This window comes from Allobosea sp. Tri-44, from assembly GCF_004123845.1.
Taxonomy (GTDB): domain Bacteria; phylum Pseudomonadota; class Alphaproteobacteria; order Rhizobiales; family Beijerinckiaceae; genus Allobosea.
In genome coordinates this window covers 275,544-294,585 of record NZ_NBDP01000030.1, presented here as the reverse complement: position 1 = coordinate 294,585, position 19,042 = coordinate 275,544, and the positions used below count along the sequence as shown (strand labels likewise).

The window sequence follows — 19,042 nt, the reverse complement described above, 5'->3', positions numbered from 1 at the left end:
GGAGAGCTGGAGGGCTCCCTTGAGCCGGTCGTTGCGGAGGTCAGTGTGGGCGAGCCGTTATGCGAGCGCCTCAAGGCGGCGCCTGTCCTGCCGGCGCGCCGCAAGGTCGAGGCGCTCTGGCGCGAGGAGCTAATCGGGCGCCTGTTCGACGCCGGTTCTGGCGGGCGCCTCGCCGCCCATCTCGCGGGCAATCAGGCATCCGCTGCGCTGGTTGCTGGCATCCTCGCTCATTCGCCCTTCCTGACGCAGATCATGCGGCGCGATCCGGACGGCCTGCTCGCCTCGCTGACCACCGATCCCGGCGAGCGCCGCGATGCGCTGCTTGCCGGCATCGCCGCTTTCGCCACGCCGGACACGGCGACGACCGACCTGATGCGTGAGCTGCGCCGTTTCCGTCAGGGCATGGCGCTGCTGCTGGCGCTCGCCGATATCGGCGGCGTCTGGCAGGTGGAGACGGTCACGGCCGCCCTCAGCGCCACCGCCGACATGGCGGTGAAGCTCGCCAGCGAGCATGCGCTGCATCAGGCCGCCGGCCTCGGCCGGATCGAGCTTCCCGACCCGGCTGAACCTGGGAAGGGCTCGGGCCTCGTCGTGCTGGCGCTCGGCAAGCACGGTGCCGGCGAGCTGAACTACTCCTCCGATATCGACATCGTCGTCTTCTTCGATCCGGAGATGGCCGAGGCCGCCGGCGTCGGCGAGCCGACGAGCTTCTTCGTCAAGCTCACCCAGCAGATCGCCCGCATTATCCAGGAGCGCACGCCGGACGGCTATGTCTTTCGCGTCGACCTGCGTTTGCGGCCCGATCCGGGGTCGACCCATGTCGCGGTCGCCCTGCCGACGGCCTATGCCTATTACGAGACGGTCGGCCAGAACTGGGAACGCGCCGCGATGATCAAGGCGCGGCCCGTCGCCGGCGACCTCGATCTCGGCCGCCGCTTCATTGCCGACCTCGCTCCCTTCATCTGGCGCAAATATTTCGACTTCGCCGCCATCGCCGACATCCATGCGATGAAGCGCCAGATCCAGTCGGTGAAGGGCTTCGAGACGCTCAGCCTGCCCGGCCACAATGTGAAGCTCGGCCGCGGCGGCATCCGCGAGATCGAATTCTTCGTCCAGACCCAGCAGCTCGTCTTCGGTGGCAGGCGCCCGGCGCTACGCGGACCGCGCACGCTCGACATGCTGGGAGAACTCACCAGGGAGAACTGGATCAGCCCGCAGGCCCGCGACGCGCTGACGGAATCCTATTGCTGGCTGCGCACCGTCGAGCACCGGCTGCAGATGCGCCATGACGAGCAGACGCAGACCTTGCCGACGGACGCCGCCGATCTCGACGCCTTGGCCCGTTTCTGCGGCTACCCCTCGGCCAAGGTCTTCGGCAAGGATCTGGAGGCGCATGCCAGGCGCGTCGAGGGTCATTATGCCCTCCTGTTCGAGGATGCCCCCAGCCTCGCCAGCGAGGCCGGCTCGCTCTCCTTCACCGGCACCGAGAACGATCCCGAGACGCTGGCAACGCTGAGCAAGCTCGGCTTCCGCCAGCCCGCCACTGCAGCCGAGACGGTGCGCGGCTGGCATTTCGGCCGCCGCGCCGCCGTCACCAGCGCTCGTGCCCGCGAGGTGCTGACCGAGCTGACGCCGGCGCTCCTCGTCGCGCTCGGGCGCACCACCGATCCTGATGGTGCGCTCGCCCATCTCGACAACGCCTTCGTGCGTATGCCGGCGGCGGTCGAATTGCTGACCCTGCTGCGCTCGCACGAGGCCTTGCTGCAGCTTTTTGCCGAGATCCTCGGCAGCGCGCCGCGCCTCGCCAAGGTCGCGGCGCTTTATCCGCATGTGCTCGACGCGGTGATCGACCCCGCCTTCAGCGCCCCGCGTCACGACGCCGAGCGGGTGGCGCAGCGCGTGCGCGCCATGGTCGGCACGCCGCCGCCCAGCGTCGAGGACGGGCTTGATCGCATGCGCGATGCCGCCCGGCAGGAGAACTTTCTCGTCGGCGCCCGGCTGCTCTCCGGCGTGATCAATGCCGAACAGGCAGCGCAGGGCTATGCCGCGGTCGCTGAGGCCTGTATCCGCGCCGCCTTCGACGATACCCGCGCCGCCTTCGCCGCTGACCATGGTCTTGTCACCGGCGCCGAGGCCGTGGTTCTCGGCATGGGCCGTCTCGGTGCCGGCGAACTCACGCCCTCATCCGATCTCGACCTGATGCTGCTTTATGAGCGGCCGGAGGAGGCCGAGGCCAGCGATGGCGGGCGTCCGCTCGATCCGGTGACCTGGCATGTCCGTTTCACCCAGCGCCTCGTCGCGGCGCTGACGGTGCCGACCCGGCGCGGCACGCTTTATCAGGTCGACATGCGGCTGCGGCCGGCCGGAAACAAGAGCCCGGCTGCGACGCAGTTCGGGGGCTTTACGGCCTACCACCAGGGCGAGGCTGAGATCTGGGAGGAGATGGCGTTGACCCGCGCCCGCGTCGTCGCCGGCGACGCCGGTCTAAAGGCGAAGGTCGAGGCCGCGATCCGGGATATTCTGCTGCGCAAGCGCGAGCCGGCCAAGGTCGCCGCGGCCGTCGCCGAGATGCGGGCGCTGATCGCCAAGGAGAAGGGCGAGAGCGATCCCTGGGATCTCAAACTCGCCGCCGGCGGCCTGACCGATCTCGATTTCCTGGCGCAGTTCCTGGTGCTCGCTCATGGCCACTATCACCCGCAGCTCCTCGCCCGGACCACGGCAGGCGTCTTCATTGCGGCGCGCGACACTGGTGTCATCGCGGCCGAGGATGCCGAGCGGCTGGCGGGCGCAGCGCGCTTCATCGGCGACGTCCAGCTCTGGCAGCGCTTTGCAGTGGAGGAGGGCTTCGATCCCAGGGTCGTGCCGGAACGCGTCCTGCGCCGGATCGCGACGGCGGTCGGCCTGCCGGATGCCAAGATGCTGAAGGCCGAGCTGGATGAGCGGCGTGCGATGGCGCGCGGTCTGTTCAAGCAGATATTGGGCGCCGCGCAGAAGAGGTAAGCGCCACGCTCTTCGCTCAGGCCGCCCGCTCCAGCTCCGCAGCGACCGGGCTTTTCAGCGGCAGGTGGACCATCACGATCGTGCCCGAGCCCATGATCGAGCGGATCCGGAGCGAGCCGCCATGCAGCTCGGCGAGAGAGCGGGCGATGGCGAGGCCGAGGCCGGAGCCGCCATGACTGCGCGCCAGCTCGCCCTCGACCTGCTCGAACGGGCGGCCGATGCGGCCTAGCTTCTCGCGCGGAATGCCGATGCCGGAATCCTCGACATAGAGGTTGAGTGCGTCGGGCGCCGGCTTGACGCGGACCGCGATCTGGCCGCCCTCGGGGGTGAACTTGATAGCGTTGTCGACGAGGTTGCCGACGATCTGGAAGAGAGCGTGCGAGTCCGCCTCGAGGCGCAGATTGCTGCCGATATCGCTGGTCAGGGAGAGCCGTTTGTGCGCGATCGCCTCGCGATGGCAGTTGATCGCTTCACCGACCACGAGGTCGAGCGCGACATCCGTCTTCTCGAGCTCGATCTTGCCGGACTCGATCCGCGCCATGTTCAGGATGTCGTTGATCACCGCGAGCAGGTAGCCGCCGCTGGAGCGGATATCGCGAACATATTCGACATAACGCTCGGAGCCGAGGGGGCCGAACAATCCGTCATCCATGATCTCGGAGAAGCCGAGGATGGCGTTGAGCGGCGTGCGCAGCTCGTGGCTCATATTGGCGAGGAATTCCGACTTGGCACGGTTGGCAGTTTCTGCCGCGGCCTTCTGCTCGAGATAGAGTTCGGCGAGTTCGGCGAGCTGCTGGGCTTGCGCCTCCAGTTTCTGCCGCGACGACTTCAGATCGGTGACATTCTTGAGCAGTTCGTGCTCGGAGCGGGTCAGGCGCTCCTCCTGCTGCTTCAGCAGGGTGATGTCGGTGCCGACCGAGACCGAGCCGCCATCCTTGGTACGGCGGCCGTTGATCTGCAGCCAGCGTCCGTCGGAGAGCTTCGCCTCGTAGGAATGGCTGCCTGAGCCGGGGCGCGAGCTGCGGACCGGCTCGCGGTCGATGCTCGGCTGGGCGCTATGGCTCATGATCTGCTCATAGCTCGTGCCGGTGCGCATCAGTTCCGGCGACAGCATGTGGAGCTGCTGGTACTTGGCATTGCAGAGCACGAGCTTTTGCTCGGCATCCCAGAGAACGAAGGCCTCCGAGATCGCCTCGACCGCGTCGCGCAGCCGGGCATCTGACGTGGCGGTGCGGGCCGCCATGCGGCGCTGTTCGGAGATGTCTACGACGATGCCGACGAGATGCTGCGCATGGGTCCGGCGATCGGTGACCAGTTCGGCCCGGGCCTTGAGCCAGACCCATTCGCCGGAGGCGTTGCGGACACGGAACTCCTGGTCGAGATGGTTGGCCTCGCCGCGGCTGACCGCATCGGCCAGGCCATAGAGATCGGCGTCCTCGGGGTGGATGAAGGCGTTGACCTCGCCGAAGGACATGTACTCGCCGGAGCGGTCATAGCCGAGCATCGCATACATCGAATCCGACCAGTACATCCGGCCCCGGGCCAGGTCCCAGTCCCACAGGCCGCAATGGCCGCGGCTGAGTGCCGTGTCGATGCGATCGCGCACGCAGTCGCAATCCTCGTCGGCGGCGCGGGCGCGCCTGGATTGCAGCACAAAAGCGGCGGTGATACCGGCGAGCACGATCGCCGCCGAGCCGAACAGGACCAGGATCGAACGACGGCGTTCCTCCCAGGCCGACAGCGCGCGCTTGACCGGATGGAGCACCGCGACCTGGCCGAGCGGCGCGGCGAGGTTGCGGACGGTGGCGAGGACTTCGATCCCGCCCGGAAGCGTGATCGGCATGACGCCGGCCCGGTCGGCGAAGACGGTCAGCGCCTGCCCAGGACCAAGCAGATCGACGAGGTTGCGCTCGCTCACGCCGATCGTCGGCTCGCCGGCGACAACACGGCCGCTCGGATCACTGACATAGACGATGCGGCCGCGGCCGGCGATGTGCCTGGTCGTCAGAGCCGTGAGTGCGCTCTCGGGGCGCTTGTCATCCTTCGAGGCTAGATCGAGCTCGCGCACAAGCAATGCCGCGAGTGCGTCGAGGTCCATTGCTGCGTCATCGAGCGCATCATCGCGCAATGCGCTGGTCTGGACGTAGGCTCCGAGCGCCAGGAGCAAGACAAAGCCGGCGACCAGCGCCGGAATGACTTTCCGGAAGATCGGCTCCAGCTGCTCGAAGCGCTGATAAAGCGGATGGGTCAGGGATCGTGCTACGCCCAGCACCGAATTTGCGCGCACGTGTGCGCAAGCCGCGTCTGCACGCGTCATGCCCGTTCCCCCTTCGGAAGCGATGTACCGTCAGTAAGATCGGGAGACGTGCCGCATCCCCGAATCACTGTCAGTTGAATCCGCAGGCCTCGCTTTGTCTAGCGGAAACTTCGTTGTTTTCGCGACTTTGCGCGCAATGGTTGTAGCGTCGAATCGGTTGAATCTTGCGCGCGCAGGACTTCGTTAACCTTTGAGGCAAAGCAGCCTTAACGCCCCTGTCACTGGCCCTTTCAGGCCAGCGAGCGGGTGGCGATATCTGCGACGTCGCGCGACAGGTTCGGGGTGGTCTGGACCATCCGCAAAGCCGCCTCCGCCTTGGCCCGGCGCCCGGCTTCGAGCATGCGCCAGCTCTTGAACGAACCGAGCAGGCGGGAAGCGACCTGCGGATTGGTCCGGTCGAGCGCGATGACGATGTCGGCGATGAAGCCGTAGCCCTCGCCGTCGGCCCGGTTGAACTGGGTGAGGTTGGCGGCAAAGCCGCCGATCAGGCCGCGTACCCGGTTGGGATTGCCGAGCGAGAAAGCCGGGTGGTTCATCAGCCCCTTGACCCGGGTGAGCGTGCCGTCCTCCGCGATCAGCGCCTGCGCCATCAGCCACTTGTCGAGCACCAGCGGCTCGCGGGCATAGAGTTCGCCGAAGCGCGCGATCAAATCCTCCCGCTCGGCGCCCGGGATCAGCGTCATCGCGGCCAGCGCCGCGAGCCGGTCGGTCAGGTTGTCGGCCTCGGCGAACTGCGCCAGCCCCAGCCGTGCACCGCTGGCGGGCTCGCCGAGTGCGATCAGTCCGAGGGCCTCGTTGCGGAGTGCCCGCCGTCCCGCGGGGCTCGCTGCCGGCGAATAGGGGCCGCGGTCGGTAAGGCTGACACGCAAATCTGCGAGCTGACCGGCCAGTGCGCCGCCGATTGCGGCCGAGAGCCGGCGATGGGCGCCGTGCACGACATCTGGATCGACATCGATCCCGATCTCGCGGGCGATGTCGGCTGGGGCGGGCAGGCGCAATACCTGCGCGGCGAAGGCTGGATCCAAAGCGGGGTCGGCGAGGAAACCGGAGAGCGCCTTGCCGAGCGCCGACGCAGTCGCATCCAGCGTGGACATGTCGCCCTTGCCGGCTCGTACCAGGGTCCGCATCGCCACAGTCTGCAGCGCCTGCCAGCGGTTGAAGGAATCGCTGTCGGCGGTGAACAGCGTCAGCAGATCGCTGTCGCCCAGGTCGAGCTCGAGCCGTACTGGCGCCGAGAAGCCGCGCAACAGTGACGGCGTTGGCGCTTCCGGCACATCGGTAAAGGTCAGGGACAGCGAAGGCTGGTCGAGCACGACCACGCCGCCAGCCTTGAGCGCCGGCGAGATGCTGGTGAGCGGCAGGTCGCCGCCCTTGCCGACCAGGCCGAGCGCGACGGGGATAACGACGGGCTGCTTGTGCGATTGGCCCGGTGTTGCCGGCGTCGATTGGGCGAGCTGCAGCTTGTAGCTCCTCGCCTGCGCATCGTATTTGCCGGACGCGACCACGGTTGGCGTGCCGGCCTGCTCGTACCATCTGGCGAAATGGGCGAGATCCTGGCCCGAGGCCTCGACGAAACAGTCGAGGAATTCCTCGATCGTCGCAGCCGTACCGTCGCAGCGCTCGAAATAGAGGTCCATGCCGCGCGTGAAGGCGTCCTCGCCGATCAGCACCTTGAGCATGCGGATCACCTCCGCGCCCTTCTCGTAGACCGTCGGCGTGTAGAAGTTGTTGATCTCCTTGTAGGCGCGCGGCCTGACCGGGTGGGCGAGGGGGCCGGCATCCTCGGAGAACTGCGTCGAGCGCAGGGTGCGCACGTCGGCGATGCGCTTTACCGGGCGCGAGCGCTCGTCGGAGGAGAATTCCTGGTCGCGGAAGACGGTGAGCCCTTCCTTCAGGCAGAGCTGGAACCAGTCGCGGCAGGTGATGCGGTTGCCGGTCCAGTTGTGGAAGTACTCGTGCGCGATGATGGCCTCGATCGAGGCATAGTCGCCATCGCTCGCCGTCAGCGGGTCGGCCAGTACGTATTTGTCGTTGAAGATGTTGAGGCCCTTGTTCTCCATCGCCCCCATGTTGAAGTCGGACACGGCGACGACGTTGAACACGTCGAGATCGTAGTTGCGGCCGAAGACCCGCTCGTCCCAGCGCATGCAGCGCACCAGTGAGTCCAGCGCCCAGCCGGCACGCCCGGCTTTGCCTGGCTCGACATAGACCGCGAGCTCGACCTTGCGGCCGTCCGCGGTCATGTAATCCTGCCGGACATGGTCGAGCTTGCCGCCGACTAGCGCGAACAGATAGGCCGGTTTCGGGTGCGGATCGTGCCAGACGGCAAAATGCCGTTCGCCGCCGGGCAGTTCGGCGGCCGCGACGAGGTTGCCGTTGGAGAGCAGGACCGGGGCCTGCGTCTTCTCCGCCTCGAGTCTGACCGTATAGACGCTCATCACGTCCGGCCGGTCTAGGAAATAGGTGATGCGGCGGAAGCCGTCGGCCTCGCATTGCGTGCAGTAGACGCCGCTGGAGCGATAGAGCCCCATCAGCTTGGTGTTGGCGCCGGGGTCGAGCGTCGTCTCGATCCGGAGCGAGAACGCCCGCGCCGGCGGCGCGTGGATCGTCAGCCCCTGCGCCGACAGGGAATAGGCGGATGGGTCGAGTGGGACGTCGTCTAGCAGGATCGAATCCGGCGTCAGCTCGTCGCCGTCGAGCACCAGCGGCGCGCCGGCATGGCCGGCCGGGTTCGGCCGCAGCTGCAGTTGCGAGCGCACTCTGGTCCGCGTCGGATCGAGGACGATGTCGAGATCGACGGTGTCGATCAGCCAGTCGGAGGGGCGATAGTCCTCGAGGCGGATGAGGGGGGCGTCTTCGGCGCGCATGTTCGTTCGCTTCCTTCAGTCGCTCTTGTCTTATGAACCTTGAGGCGGCAGCGGAAGCCGTCAGGGCAAGGCGTAGGGCTTGTCGGACACAACTGCCGGCTCGGCATGGCTGACCAGGCGACAGACATCCGGCCTGGCCTCCCGAACCTTGCGCTCGATCTTGTCGACAGCGCGATGCACGGCGGCGACGTCGAGCGTCGCATCGGCGCGGCAGTGATAATTAACCACGAGGCCGTTGCGGGTCTCGCGCACGCGGACACTGTGGATGTCGCGGATCGGGCCGCCGGCTTCCGCTACGCGCGCCGCCTCCTGCGCAATCGCCTTGCCGATCGCCTCGACCACCTCCCAGGCCGCGTTGTGGCCGGAAGGCTGGCCGGTCTCCATCGGTTCGATATGGGTATCGACCTCGGTCTCACCCCCGAACTCGGCGCGGATCGCGTTCTCCAGCCGCGTGGCGATCTCGTGCGCCTCGCCGAGTGGGAGCACCGCGTCGACCTCCATGTCGAGCGAGACGGCGAGCCGCTCGCCGATGGTGTGGACGCTGACATGGTGCACCGGCACCTTCATCTTCAGCGCGATCAGCAGCACGCGTTCCAGCGCCGTCTCGTCATCGACCTGGACCGGGTTGGCGGTGACGGTCAGCGCCGAATCCGGCTCGACGACGGCCAGCGCCCGCAACAGGTCGTCCTTGATCGCGGTCACGCGGTCGAGCGGCAAGGTGCGCGAGACCTGGATGCCGATCTCGCCCTGCACCACACCGCCCGCCGGCCGCAGCCTCAACCACTCGACATTGACGACGCCGGCCACGCCCTGCGCGGCGTCGCGCAAGCGTTCGGTGAGCCCCTTCGGCGCTGCGTCGATCAGCGTGTCGACCGTGCGCCGCCCCAGTTTGATGGCGGTGGCGATCATGAACACGGCGAGGGCGAGGGCGGTCGCGCTGTCGGCCATCGGCACGCCCATCCGCGTCAGCACCAGGCCGAGCAGGACCAGCGCCGTGCCGACGAAGTCGGTGGCGAAATGCAGCGCCTCGGCCGCGAGCGCCTCGCTGCGGGTCTCCTTGGCGACCATGGTCAGGGTGCGCCAGCGCGTCGCGTCGACCATCAGCGAGAACAGCAGTACGCCGATCACCAGCGGCGTCACCGCGACATGCGGCTCAGCCCCGCTCCACAGGCGATTGGCCGCTTCCCACAGGATCGCGCCGGAGAGCCCGAACAGGATCGCGGTTTCCAGCAGCGCCGCCAACGCCTCGAACTTGCCGTGGCCGTAATGGTGCTCGTCATCGGCCGGCTTGTCGGCGGCGCGCACGGCGAACCAGGTGAACATCGTCGAGCCGATGTCGATCAGCCCCTGCAGGGCGTCCGTCATCAGCGCGAGCGAGCCGGAAAGGATCGCTGCGGCAAATTTGGCAAGCGTCAGCACGACGCTCGCAATCACCGAGAGCGTCGCCGCCTTCTGCTTGACCCGCGCCACCTCGGCGGGCGACACCGTGCCCGTCGGGTTCGGCGTGCGATCCTGCGTTCCGCTCATGACAGCTCCGCGCCAACCCTCTTGGATTGGCGCCGGTTTGGCCCGATCCATCAGCCAGATCAACCCCGGGAGACGAATAGTGCGCTATCTCCACACCATGGTCCGCGTCACCGACCTCGATGCCGCCCTCGATTTCTACGTGAACAAGTTCGGCCTGGTCGAAACCCGCCGGATCGAGAACGAGAAGGGCCGCTTCACGCTCGTCTTCCTGGCTGCGCCGGATGATGCCGCTGCGGTAAAGGAGCAGGGCAGCCGCGGCCGCCCGACGCTGGAACTGACCTTCAACTGGGATCCGGAGGCCTACACCGGCGGGCGCAATTTCGGCCATCTCGCCTATGAGGTCGATGACATCTACGCGACCTGCGACAAGCTGATGAAGGCTGGCGTCACCATCAACCGGCCGCCGCGCGACGGCAACATGGCCTTCGTCCGCTCGCCCGACAACATCTCGATCGAGATCCTGCAGAAGGGTGAGCCAAAGGCGCCGGCCGAGCCTTGGCTGAGCATGCCTAACACAGGGGCGTGGTGAAGGCGTAGATTGCGGGCTGATATGCTCCCTGATATCATCAGATGATATCAGGGAGGCTCGCATGGGCATTCTGGTGCGTGACGAAAAGATCGATCGGCAGGTGCGTGAGCTGGCTCGTCAGGATGGGATTTCGCTTCAGGCGGCGATCGGCCTGGCGGTGGACAACGAGCTGAAGCAGCGAGCGGAACGGCGCGAGAGGATCGAGGCAGCCACGCGCCGGGCGCAGGAAAGGCTTGCCCAGTATCCGACGGTCGACGACGGCCTGACTCACAAAGAGTTCTGGGATCGTGAGTACGGCGACGCCTGATGTTCCTCGACGCCTCGGTTATCGTCGCCAATCTGCTCGAAGAGCCCGAGGCAATCGCCTTCAGAGGGGCCTTGGCGCAGGCTTCCGAAAACGTGACCTCTCCCTTGGCGATATTTGAGGCTTCGACCAGAATTGCGGCGGTCAAGCGGGTCTCGATCGACAAGGCCTACGAGATCGTCCGCGACTTCACGGAAGAAACAGGGATTCGGATCGTCGCGATCGATGCGGCGATCGGCGCGGCTGCCCATCTCTGTGCGGCTCATTATCACTATCTCGCCGGCCATCCGGCCCGCCTTAATATGGGCGATTGTTTCGCCTATGCGGCGGCGCGCGCCTCGGGCGTGCCGCTCGCCTATAAGGGCAACGATTTCGTCCACACCGATATCGACGGCATCCGCTTCGGAGCCTGACAGACCCAGCGGAGCTTTCGGACATTGACCAAGACATTGTTCGGCCATCTCGACGACGGCACGCCGATCCACGAGGCCGTGCTGCGCTCGGCCTCCGGCGCCGAGGCGCGGGTGATGGAATGGGGCGCGGTACTGCGCGATCTCGTCGTGCCGCTGCCGGGGGGCGGGCGCCAGCAGGTCGTGCTCGGCTTTCCCGACTTCGCCGATTATCCCAGGCATTCCCCGCATATGGGCGCGATCGCCGGCCGCTTCGCCAACCGCATCGGCGGCGGCCGCTTCACACTCGACGGTGTCGAATACAGTACGCCGCTGAACGAGCACGGCCGGAACTCGCTGCATGGCGGCGGGCAGGGCTTCGGCAAGCGGCCCTGGACCTTGGTGCATCATGACGAGGCGAGCGCCACATTGGCGCTGGTCTCCCCTGCAGGCGATGCTGGCTATCCCGGCACGCTCGACGTCTTCTGCCGCTATACCCTGATCGGCGCCGCGACCCTGCGGATCGAGCTCACTGCCACCACGGACGCGCCGACGATCGTCAACCTGGCGCACCATTCCTATTTCCGTCTCGACGATGCCCCGGACATTCTCGATCACGAGTTCGAAGTCCGCGCCAACCTGGTCACGCCGGTCGATGCCGAGCTGATCCCGGACGGCTCGGTCGCCTCGGTCGAGGGAACGCCTTTCGACTTCCGCAAATCCCGGCCGGTCCGCTTCGCTAATCCGGACGGCTCGCGCTTCTGGTACGATCACAATTACCTGCTCCGCCGCGATCGCCGTGAGCCCGCCGCTGCGACCGGTCTCGAACTCGCCCATGCCGCGACCTTGCGCTCGCGCCGCTCGGGTCTTGCCATGGAGGTCTGGACCACCGAACCGGCCTTGCAGGTCTATGACGGCTTCAAGCTGGATACGCCGGTGCCGGGGCTCGACGGCGCGGCTTACGGCGCCTGCGCCGGCATCGCGCTCGAGCCGCAGCACGTGCCGGACTCGCCCAATCTCCCGCATTTCCCCTCGACGGTGCTGCGCCCCGGCGAGGTCTACCGCCAGATCAGCGAATTCAGGTTCGGAGCCTAAGAACTCCTAACAGAACCTGAGGGGGTCTCGATGGGTTTTGGAGGAGACGGATGCTAGGAGAAGCGCGCAGCCGATACCCCTTGGTATCGGCAAGTCGGTTCGACACCGCAGGCGGCCCTCCAAAGCCCACCTTCGGCGCCGGGAATTCGCCCGTCCGCGGCGTCGCAACGCTTGCCGATACCAACGGTATCGGCTTCTCGCTGCTCCTGGCGGAGCGGACGAATTGCCGGCGTCGCGACCCCCTCAGGTTCTGTTAGGAGCTCTTAGCGGTATGGCCGGTGTCTTCTGTCTCGGTATCGCGACGCTCGACTATGTCTACAGCGTCGAACGCGTGCCCAACCCCGGCGAGAAGGACCGGGCGCGCGATCTCGTCGTCACCGGCGGAGGCTGTGCCGGCAGCGGTTCGGCTGCGATCGGCCGGCTCGGCGGCAAGGCCTGGCTGGCGACGCGGCTGGGCGACGACGCGGTCGGCGACACCATCGTCGGGCAGTTGCAGCAGGACGGCGTCGATACCTCGCTCTCGCCGCGCTTCCCCGGCCTGCGCTCGCCGGTCTCCTCGATCCTGATCGACGCCCAGGGCGAGCGCATGGTCGTCTCCTACACCGATCCGAAGACGCCGCTGACGACCGACTGGCTGCCCGAGGCGCTGCCTGATGGCGTCGATGGCGTGCTGGTCGATACGCGCTGGGGCGAGGGCTCGCTCGCGGCGCTCAAGCTCGCTCGCAAGGCCGGCGTGCCCGGCGTCATCGATGGCGACCGCCAGCCGACCCATCCGGAGATGGTGACTACCGCCAGCCATGTCGCCTTCAGCGAGAAGGCGCTGAGCGAAATTTCCGGCGGACAGGAGCCGCAGGCGGCGCTGGAGGCATTGGCGCGCGACGCACAGAACTGGCTGGCCGTGACGCTCGGGCCGCACGGTGTCCTCTTCATGGAGAATGGCGGGATCGCCCATCTGCCGGCCTTTCCGATCGAGGCGGTCGATACGCTCGGCGCTGGCGATGTCTGGCACGGCGCCTTCGCTCTGGCTCTGGCCGAAGGGCAGGGCGAGCGCCAGGCGGTGCGCTTCGCCTCGGCAGTGGCGGCGATCAAATGCACCCGCTTCGGCGGCCGCGCCGGTACGCCGACGCGCGACGAGGTCGGGCGCTTCCTGGCGGCGCATTGAGGCGCGGGAACTTCGCTGCCTTCCGGCCGTAGATGGCGAGAACCCGAACTCGCCGGAGGCAGCCATGGCCAGCAGAAACCTTCACGACATCGCCGCCAAGATGCGCGACATCGACATCGCCTTTCTCACCACGCGGACTGACGGTGGCGAGCTGGCGGCGCGGCCGATGAGCAACAACGCCGATGTCGAGTATGACGGCGACTCCTTCTACTTCACCGACGACTCGACGCGGATGGTCGGCGATATCGAGCGCGATCCGACGGTCGCGCTGCAATTCTCCGGCAAGGACGGCTTCTTCGTCGCGGTCGAGGGCAGGGCCGACCTGATCCGCGACAAGCAGACTTTCGCCGAGCACTGGAATCCCGACCTCGACGCCTGGTTCGAGAAGGGCGTCGACACGCCCGGCCTGGTGATGATCAAGGTCGGCGCCCAGCGCATCAAATATTGGGATGGCGAGGACAACGGCGAAGTCAGCCTCTGAGGCTGCTCTGCCTAGAATATGGGCAGAGGAGCCGCGTGGCGACCTTGCGAGCTGACGCATTGCGCGGAAAACTGCGCAGGATCGTCAGAGTCTCCCATGTTCGCGCCTGCGTTGCCGCAATCACCCGAGCCGCTGTTGCCGGACTATGTCCGCGCCGACGGCGGCGTGCGCTTGCGCTTCGGCAAGGTCGGTGCCCGCACCATGCGGCTGGAGGTCGCAGAGAGCGGCGGCTACCGCGCCCGTTTTCCGACGGTTTATGACGGGCGTTGCGAGGCCGTGCTGATCAACACTGCCGGCGGCATGGCGGGCGGCGACCGCGCCGTTACGCAGATCGCCCTCGATGCCGGCGCGCAGGCGGTCGTGACGACGCAGGCGGCAGAGAAGATCTATCGCAGCCAGGGCAGCAAGACGCGGGTCGAGACCCACATCGATGTCGCTGATGGCGCCGAGCTCGCCTGGCTGCCGCAGGAGACGATCCTGTTCTCGGGTTCGCGCCTGTCGCGCAGCCTCGATGTCGATCTCGCGCCCGCCGCTACGTTCATCGCAGCCGAGACACTCTATTTCGGCCGCGCCGCCATGGGCGAGAGCCTGTCGCGCGGCCAGCTGCGTGACCGCTGGCGCATCCGCCGCGAGGGCCGGCTGGTCTTCGCCGAGGACCTCAGGCTCAATGGCGCCATCGACGCGACCTTGGGTCGCAAGGCGGTCGGGCAGGGCGCGCGGGCCGCCGCGACCGTCTTCGCCATAGGCCCGGGTCAGCCCGAAAAGCTCTCCGAAATCCGCGCCTTGCTCGCGGGCGATCCCGCTTTCGCCGAGGTCGAGGCCGGCGCCGGCATCCTCGACGGCTTCCTTCTGATCCGCCTTCTCTCCGCCGACGCGCAGGCGCTGCGTCGCGCCCTCGTCATGCTGCTCGGGCATCTGATCGGCCGTGCGCTGCCGCGCACCTGGTCAATCTGAGGAGAGCGTGATGCTGGCAATCCAGGGACTGAAATGCGTCTATGATACCGGCTCCCGCGGCTGGGCGATCGAGCTCGCGCTGAAGGGCGAGGGCGAAGAGGCCGTGCGCCGCTTCGATGTCGACGGCCCCGAGGATGCCGAGATGCTGATCGAGGCTTTCGACGAGTCGACCTCGAGCAGCTTCGATCCGGCGACGGGCGAAATCGTGTTCGCCTACGAATACGCCACCCTCGACGATGAAGACGAAGAGGACGAGGAAGAGGAAGGCGAAGAGGACGAGGACGGCGAGGAAGAGGACGACGCCGAAGTCTCCGAGGACGAAGTCGACGAAGACGAGAAAGAAAAGGTCAAGGCATGAATCTGACGCCGCGCGAGAAGGACAAGCTCATCATCGCCATGGCTGCCATGGTGGCGAGGCGAAGGCTCGAGCGCGGCGTCAAGCTCAACCATCCCGAAGCCGTCGCGCTGATCACCGACTTCGTGGTCGAGGGTGCGCGCGACGGCAAGTCCGTCGCCGAATTGATGGAGGCCGGCGCCCATGTCCTTTCGGCCGATCAGGTCATGGACGGCATCGCCGAAATGCTCCACGACGTCCAGGTCGAGGCGACCTTCCCTGACGGCACCAAGCTCGTCACCGTCCATGAGCCGATCCGCGGCTCGGCCGGTCGGCTGAGGCCGGGCGAGATCACGACGCTGCCGGGCGATCTCATCCTCAACGAGGGTCGTGAGAGTCTGACGCTCACCGTCGCCAACACTGGCGACCGGCCGATCCAGGTCGGTTCGCATTACCATTTCTTCGAGGCCAATCCGGCGCTCGCCTTCGAGCGCGACAGGGCCCGTGGCTTCCGGCTCGACATTCCGGCCGGCACGGCAGTTCGCTTCGAGCCGGGGCAGACACGGGAGGTCAGGCTCGTCGCGCTCGCCGGCAAGCGCGAGGTCTACGGTTTCCGCCAGGAGGTCATGGGCAAGCTGTGAGGCGGCGCCTGAGATCGCATTTGCGACGAGATTTCGCTTCAGCCTTGTGAGCGAACGTTGCCGGCTTCCGTCAGCCCGAGGCAGCTGCCATGCTCGAACGATCCTCAGGCCAGACCGCCATGCAAGACGATGCTGCACTCCCATCGCCCCCGACGCTCGAAAGCGGCAAGGCAAAACGGGGGATCTGCGCCATCAGCGGCGCGGAGCTCAGTCGCAAGAGCCTGATCGCGCTCGGAACCCTGCGGCCCTCGCTGGTCGAGCATATCCGGCGCGACTTTCCCGATCTCGATGATCACAGCCTGATCAGCCTCAAGGAGCTGGCGCGCTATCGCACCCGCTATGTCGAGGAGATCCTGCGCGAGGAGCACGGCGAGTACACCGACCTCGATCGCGAGGTTGCTGAAAGCATCGCCCGGCAGGAAACCATCGCCGAGAATGTCGAGGACGATTTCGAGGAGCACCGCACCCTCGGCGAGCGTCTCTCGGATGGGCTTGCCAGCTTCGGCGGCTCATGGGCCTTCCTGATCAGTTTTGGCGTCGTCCTGGCGGTCTGGATGCTGGTCAACGTCGTCGCCGGGACGGGCGCTTTCGACCCCTATCCGTTCATCCTGCTCAACCTCGTGCTGTCCTGCATCGCGGCCATCCAGGCGCCGATCATCATGATGAGCCAGAAGCGGCAGGAAGCGAAGGATCGCCTGCGCTCGTTCAACGATTACCAGGTCAACCTCAAGGCCGAGCTCGAGGTCCGGCACCTGCACGAGAAGGTCGACCATCTGATCACGCGGCAATGGCAGCGCCTCGCCGAGATTCAGCAGGTTCAGCTGGAAATGCTGCAGGAAGCGCAATTGCCCCGCCGCAAGCCGAAGCGGCGCAAGAAGCCGTTGGTGAAGAAGAAGGTGGCTGTGGCACCGGCGGAACCGCCAACCGGGGAAGGAGAGCTCTCCAATGGCAGCTGATGGATCTGTCCGCACATCAAGGCGTTGGCCTCTTGCCGCCTCGGAGGCGACGCGGTTCGGCGAGGTGACGCCGTGAACGGATTGGCGACCGGGAGGGTGCCCTGATGCGCGAAGACGATAACTTGCTGCGCGACCAGATCGCGCTGGTGACGCATGCGGCTGGTTTTGCTGTTCGCATTCACGCCGGTCAGGTGCGCAAAGGCGAAAGCGGCCCGCCCTTCTTCCTGCACCTCGCCGAAGTCGCCGATCTGCTCGCCAAGGCGCTGGAGGAGCCCGATGCCGAGCTCGTCGCGGCGGCCTGGCTGCATGACGCGGTCGAGAAGACGAAGATCACCAGCGACGAGATCGAGAACGTCTTCGGCCCGCGAGTTGCATCGCTCGTCGCCGAAGTGAGCGACGACAAGAGCCTGCCGGAGGCGGAGCGGCATCGCATGCAGATCGAGACGATCGGCGAGAAGACCGAGGCGGCGCGCCTGCTGCGGCTGGCCGACAAGATCAGCGGCCTGCGTGAACTGGCCGAGGACCCACCGGCTGCCTGGGATGTTGCGCGCCGTCGCGACTGGCTGCAATTCGCGATCGATGTCGCCGCCGGTTGTCGCAGCCTCAGCTCCGCGCTCGACCTGTTGTTCGATCAGGCTGCCGCCGCGGCTGCCCGAAGCATCGATGAAATGCCGGCCTAGCGGGCTGGTTGACGAGGATAGCCCATGCCCTTCGCCTTTCCGCGCAATGCCTATGCCGCGATGTTCGGCCCGACCACTGGCGACACGGTCCGCCTCGGCGATACCGAGCTCGTCATCAGGGTCGAGAAGGATTTCACCACCTATGGCGAGGAGGTGAAGTTCGGCGGCGGCAAGGTCATCCGCGACGGCATGGGCCAGAGCCAGGTCCGCAATGCCGACGGCGCCGTCGACACCGTCATCACCAATGCGCTGATCCTCGACCATTGGGGCATCGTGAAGGCCGATATTGGCATCAGGGCCGGGCGCATCTGCGCGATCGGCAAGGCCGGAAATCCCGATATTCAGGCCGGCTTCGGCAATTTCAACCCGTCAGAGACGATCATTGTCGGTCCCGGTACAGAGGTCATCGCCGGCGAGGGCAAGATCGTCACTGCCGGCGGCTTCGACAGCCATATCCATTACATCTGCCCGCAGCAGATCGAGGATGCGCTGATGAGCGGGCTGACCACCATGCTGGGCGGCGGCACCGGTCCGGCGCATGGCACGCTGGCGACGACCTGCACGCCCGGCCCCTGGCATCTCGGCCAGATGATCAAGGCGGCCGACGCCTTCCCGATGAACCTCGCCTTCGCCGGCAAGGGCAATGCCGCGCTGCCCGGCGCGCTCATCGAGATGATCGAGGCCGGCGCCTGCGCCCTCAAGCTGCATGAGGACTGGGGCACGACGCCGGGCGCGATCGACAACTGCCTTTCGGTCGCCGACGAATACGACATCCAGGTGATGATCCACACCGACACGCTGAACGAGTCGGGCTTCGTCGAGGATACCGTCGCGGCCTTCAAGGGCCGCACCATCCACGCCTTCCACACGGAAGGGGCGGGCGGCGGCCATGCGCCCGATATCATGAAGGTCGCCGGGCTGCCGAACGTGCTGCCGTCCTCGACCAATCCGACCCGGCCCTTCACGGTGAACACGCTCGACGAGCACTTGGACATGCTGATGGTCTGCCATCATTTGTCGCCGTCGATCCCGGAGGACCTCGCCTTCGCCGAGAGCCGCATCCGCAAGGAGACGATCGCGGCCGAGGACATCCTGCACGATCTCGGCGCGCTCTCGATGATGTCCTCGGACAGCCAAGCCATGGGCCGCATCGGCGAGGTGATCACCCGTACCTGGCAGACCGCGCACAAGATGAAGGTCCAGCGCGGGCCGCTGCCGCAGGACGCCGGCACCGGCGCCGACAATTTCCGGGCGAAGCGCTATGTCGCCAAGTACACGATCAACCCGGCGATCGCCCACGGCATATCCCGGCATATCGGCTCGATCGAGGTCGGCAAGCTCGCAGACCTCGTCGTCTGGTCGCCGGCCTTCTTCGGCGCCAAGCCCGACCTCGTCGTCAAGGGCGGGATGATCGCTGCGGCCCCGATGGGCGATCCCAACGCCTCGATCCCGACGCCGCAGCCGGTTCATTACCGGCCGATGTTCGGCGCCTTCGGCAAGGCGGTGACCTCGACCTCGCTGGTCTTCGTCTCGCAGGCGGCGATGGCGAACGGTCTGAAGGGTCGGCTCGGCACCGACAAGGAGATGGTCGCGGTCGAGAACACCCGCGGCGGCATCTCGAAGAAGAGCATGATCCACAACGACGCGACGCCGGACATCCAGATCGATCCGGAGACCTATGCCGTCGTGGCGGATGGCGAGTTGCTAGTCTGCGAACCGGCGAAGGAGCTGCCGCTGGCGCAGCGCTATTTCCTGTTCTGAGTGCTCCGAGTTATCGCTATTGCAATTCTTTGCAGTCGGCGAATT

16 protein-coding genes are annotated in these 19,042 nt (G+C 66.7%); 13 read left to right on the top strand and 3 right to left on the bottom strand.

Annotated features, from left to right (window positions below; all coding sequences use genetic code 11):
- Positions 1-45 precede the first annotated feature (45 nt).
- Entirely contained in the window at positions 46-3,000 is a 2,955-nt protein-coding gene (locus B6S44_RS17855; RefSeq protein ID WP_248309638.1) for a bifunctional [glutamine synthetase] adenylyltransferase/[glutamine synthetase]-adenylyl-L-tyrosine phosphorylase, read from the top strand.
- Positions 3,001-3,016: 16 nt separating this feature from the next.
- Here the strand turns inward: B6S44_RS17855 and B6S44_RS17850 are convergent, their stop codons facing one another.
- From B6S44_RS17850 to B6S44_RS17840, 3 genes are all read right to left on the bottom strand, one after another.
- Positions 3,017-5,287, bottom strand: a complete 2,271-nt coding sequence (locus B6S44_RS17850; RefSeq protein ID WP_248309637.1) for a PAS domain-containing sensor histidine kinase — start codon at positions 5,285-5,287, stop codon at positions 3,017-3,019.
- A 260-nt stretch (positions 5,288-5,547) separates the two neighbouring features.
- The gene (pepN, locus tag B6S44_RS17845) at positions 5,548-8,184 is read right to left on the bottom strand and encodes an aminopeptidase N (RefSeq protein WP_129158233.1); all 2,637 of its coding nucleotides are present in this window, start codon (positions 8,182-8,184) and stop codon (positions 5,548-5,550) included.
- 60 nt (positions 8,185-8,244) lie between these two features.
- The gene (locus B6S44_RS17840) at positions 8,245-9,711 is read right to left on the bottom strand and encodes a cation diffusion facilitator family transporter (protein ID WP_129158232.1); all 1,467 of its coding nucleotides are present in this window, start codon (positions 9,709-9,711) and stop codon (positions 8,245-8,247) included.
- Between the two features lie 79 nt (positions 9,712-9,790).
- On the opposite strand from B6S44_RS17840, the gene B6S44_RS17835 reads away from it, so the two are divergent.
- The 12 genes from B6S44_RS17835 (at position 9,791) to ureC (ending at position 18,997) form a co-directional block, all read left to right on the top strand.
- Entirely contained in the window at positions 9,791-10,240 is a 450-nt protein-coding gene (locus B6S44_RS17835; RefSeq protein WP_129158231.1) for a VOC family protein, read from the top strand.
- Positions 10,241-10,301: 61 nt separating this feature from the next.
- Positions 10,302-10,547: a type II toxin-antitoxin system VapB family antitoxin gene (locus B6S44_RS17830; protein ID WP_129158230.1), complete on the top strand. Its 246-nt coding sequence runs from the start codon at positions 10,302-10,304 to the stop codon at positions 10,545-10,547.
- Entirely contained in the window at positions 10,547-10,957 is a 411-nt protein-coding gene (locus tag B6S44_RS17825; protein ID WP_129158229.1) for a type II toxin-antitoxin system VapC family toxin, read from the top strand. Before B6S44_RS17830 ends, B6S44_RS17825 begins: the two co-directional genes overlap by 1 nt.
- Positions 10,958-10,981: 24 nt before the next feature.
- On the top strand, positions 10,982-12,028 hold the full coding sequence (locus B6S44_RS17820; RefSeq protein WP_129158228.1) for an aldose epimerase family protein: 1,047 nt from the start codon (positions 10,982-10,984) through the stop codon (positions 12,026-12,028).
- A 271-nt stretch (positions 12,029-12,299) separates the two neighbouring features.
- Positions 12,300-13,190 (top strand): PfkB family carbohydrate kinase, encoded by an 891-nt coding sequence (locus tag B6S44_RS17815; RefSeq protein WP_129158227.1) that lies wholly within the window; start codon positions 12,300-12,302, stop codon positions 13,188-13,190.
- 64 nt (positions 13,191-13,254) lie between these two features.
- Positions 13,255-13,671, top strand: coding sequence for a pyridoxamine 5'-phosphate oxidase family protein (locus tag B6S44_RS17810; protein WP_129158226.1), 417 nt, complete (start codon positions 13,255-13,257; stop codon positions 13,669-13,671).
- Positions 13,672-13,767: 96 nt separating this feature from the next.
- Positions 13,768-14,625 (top strand): urease accessory protein UreD, encoded by an 858-nt coding sequence (locus tag B6S44_RS17805; protein WP_164985876.1) that lies wholly within the window; start codon positions 13,768-13,770, stop codon positions 14,623-14,625.
- Between the two features lie 10 nt (positions 14,626-14,635).
- Positions 14,636-14,983: a hypothetical protein gene (locus tag B6S44_RS29675; RefSeq protein WP_206735185.1), complete on the top strand. Its 348-nt coding sequence runs from the start codon at positions 14,636-14,638 to the stop codon at positions 14,981-14,983.
- Positions 14,980-15,600 carry an urease subunit gamma gene (locus tag B6S44_RS17800; RefSeq protein WP_129158224.1) on the top strand — a complete coding sequence of 207 codons (621 nt, stop codon included), beginning with the start codon at positions 14,980-14,982 and terminating at the stop codon, positions 15,598-15,600. The genes B6S44_RS29675 and B6S44_RS17800 overlap by 4 nt, the downstream gene beginning before the upstream one ends.
- A 119-nt stretch (positions 15,601-15,719) precedes the next feature.
- Complete coding sequence (locus tag B6S44_RS17795; RefSeq protein ID WP_129158223.1) at positions 15,720-16,556, top strand: DUF1003 domain-containing protein; 837 nt, start codon at positions 15,720-15,722, stop codon at positions 16,554-16,556.
- 104 nt (positions 16,557-16,660) lie between these two features.
- Entirely contained in the window at positions 16,661-17,236 is a 576-nt protein-coding gene (locus B6S44_RS17790) for an HD domain-containing protein (RefSeq protein WP_129158222.1), read from the top strand.
- A 24-nt stretch (positions 17,237-17,260) separates the two neighbouring features.
- Positions 17,261-18,997: an urease subunit alpha gene (gene ureC, locus B6S44_RS17785; RefSeq protein WP_129158221.1), complete on the top strand. Its 1,737-nt coding sequence runs from the start codon at positions 17,261-17,263 to the stop codon at positions 18,995-18,997.
- The last annotated feature ends 45 nt before the right edge of the window (positions 18,998-19,042 follow it).

Bases quoted from the DNA above. Each gene is read 5' to 3' on its own strand.
- B6S44_RS17825 (WP_129158229.1), top strand. From the start codon at position 10,547: ATGTTCCTCGACGCCTCGGTTATCGTCGCCAATCTGCTCGAAGAGCCC.
- B6S44_RS17790 (WP_129158222.1), top strand. From the start codon at position 16,661: ATGCGCGAAGACGATAACTTGCTGCGCGACCAGATCGCGCTGGTGACG.
- B6S44_RS17840 (WP_129158232.1), bottom strand. From the start codon at position 9,711: ATGAGCGGAACGCAGGATCGCACGCCGAACCCGACGGGCACGGTGTCG.
- pepN (WP_129158233.1), bottom strand. From the start codon at position 8,184: ATGCGCGCCGAAGACGCCCCCCTCATCCGCCTCGAGGACTATCGCCCC.
- B6S44_RS17815 (WP_129158227.1), top strand. From the start codon at position 12,300: ATGGCCGGTGTCTTCTGTCTCGGTATCGCGACGCTCGACTATGTCTAC.
- ureC (WP_129158221.1), top strand. From the start codon at position 17,261: ATGCCCTTCGCCTTTCCGCGCAATGCCTATGCCGCGATGTTCGGCCCG.
- B6S44_RS17800 (WP_129158224.1), top strand. From the start codon at position 14,980: ATGAATCTGACGCCGCGCGAGAAGGACAAGCTCATCATCGCCATGGCT.
- B6S44_RS17830 (WP_129158230.1), top strand. From the start codon at position 10,302: ATGGGCATTCTGGTGCGTGACGAAAAGATCGATCGGCAGGTGCGTGAG.
- B6S44_RS29675 (WP_206735185.1), top strand. From the start codon at position 14,636: ATGCTGGCAATCCAGGGACTGAAATGCGTCTATGATACCGGCTCCCGC.
- B6S44_RS17805 (WP_164985876.1), top strand. From the start codon at position 13,768: ATGTTCGCGCCTGCGTTGCCGCAATCACCCGAGCCGCTGTTGCCGGAC.
- B6S44_RS17795 (WP_129158223.1), top strand. From the start codon at position 15,720: ATGCAAGACGATGCTGCACTCCCATCGCCCCCGACGCTCGAAAGCGGC.
- B6S44_RS17810 (WP_129158226.1), top strand. From the start codon at position 13,255: ATGGCCAGCAGAAACCTTCACGACATCGCCGCCAAGATGCGCGACATC.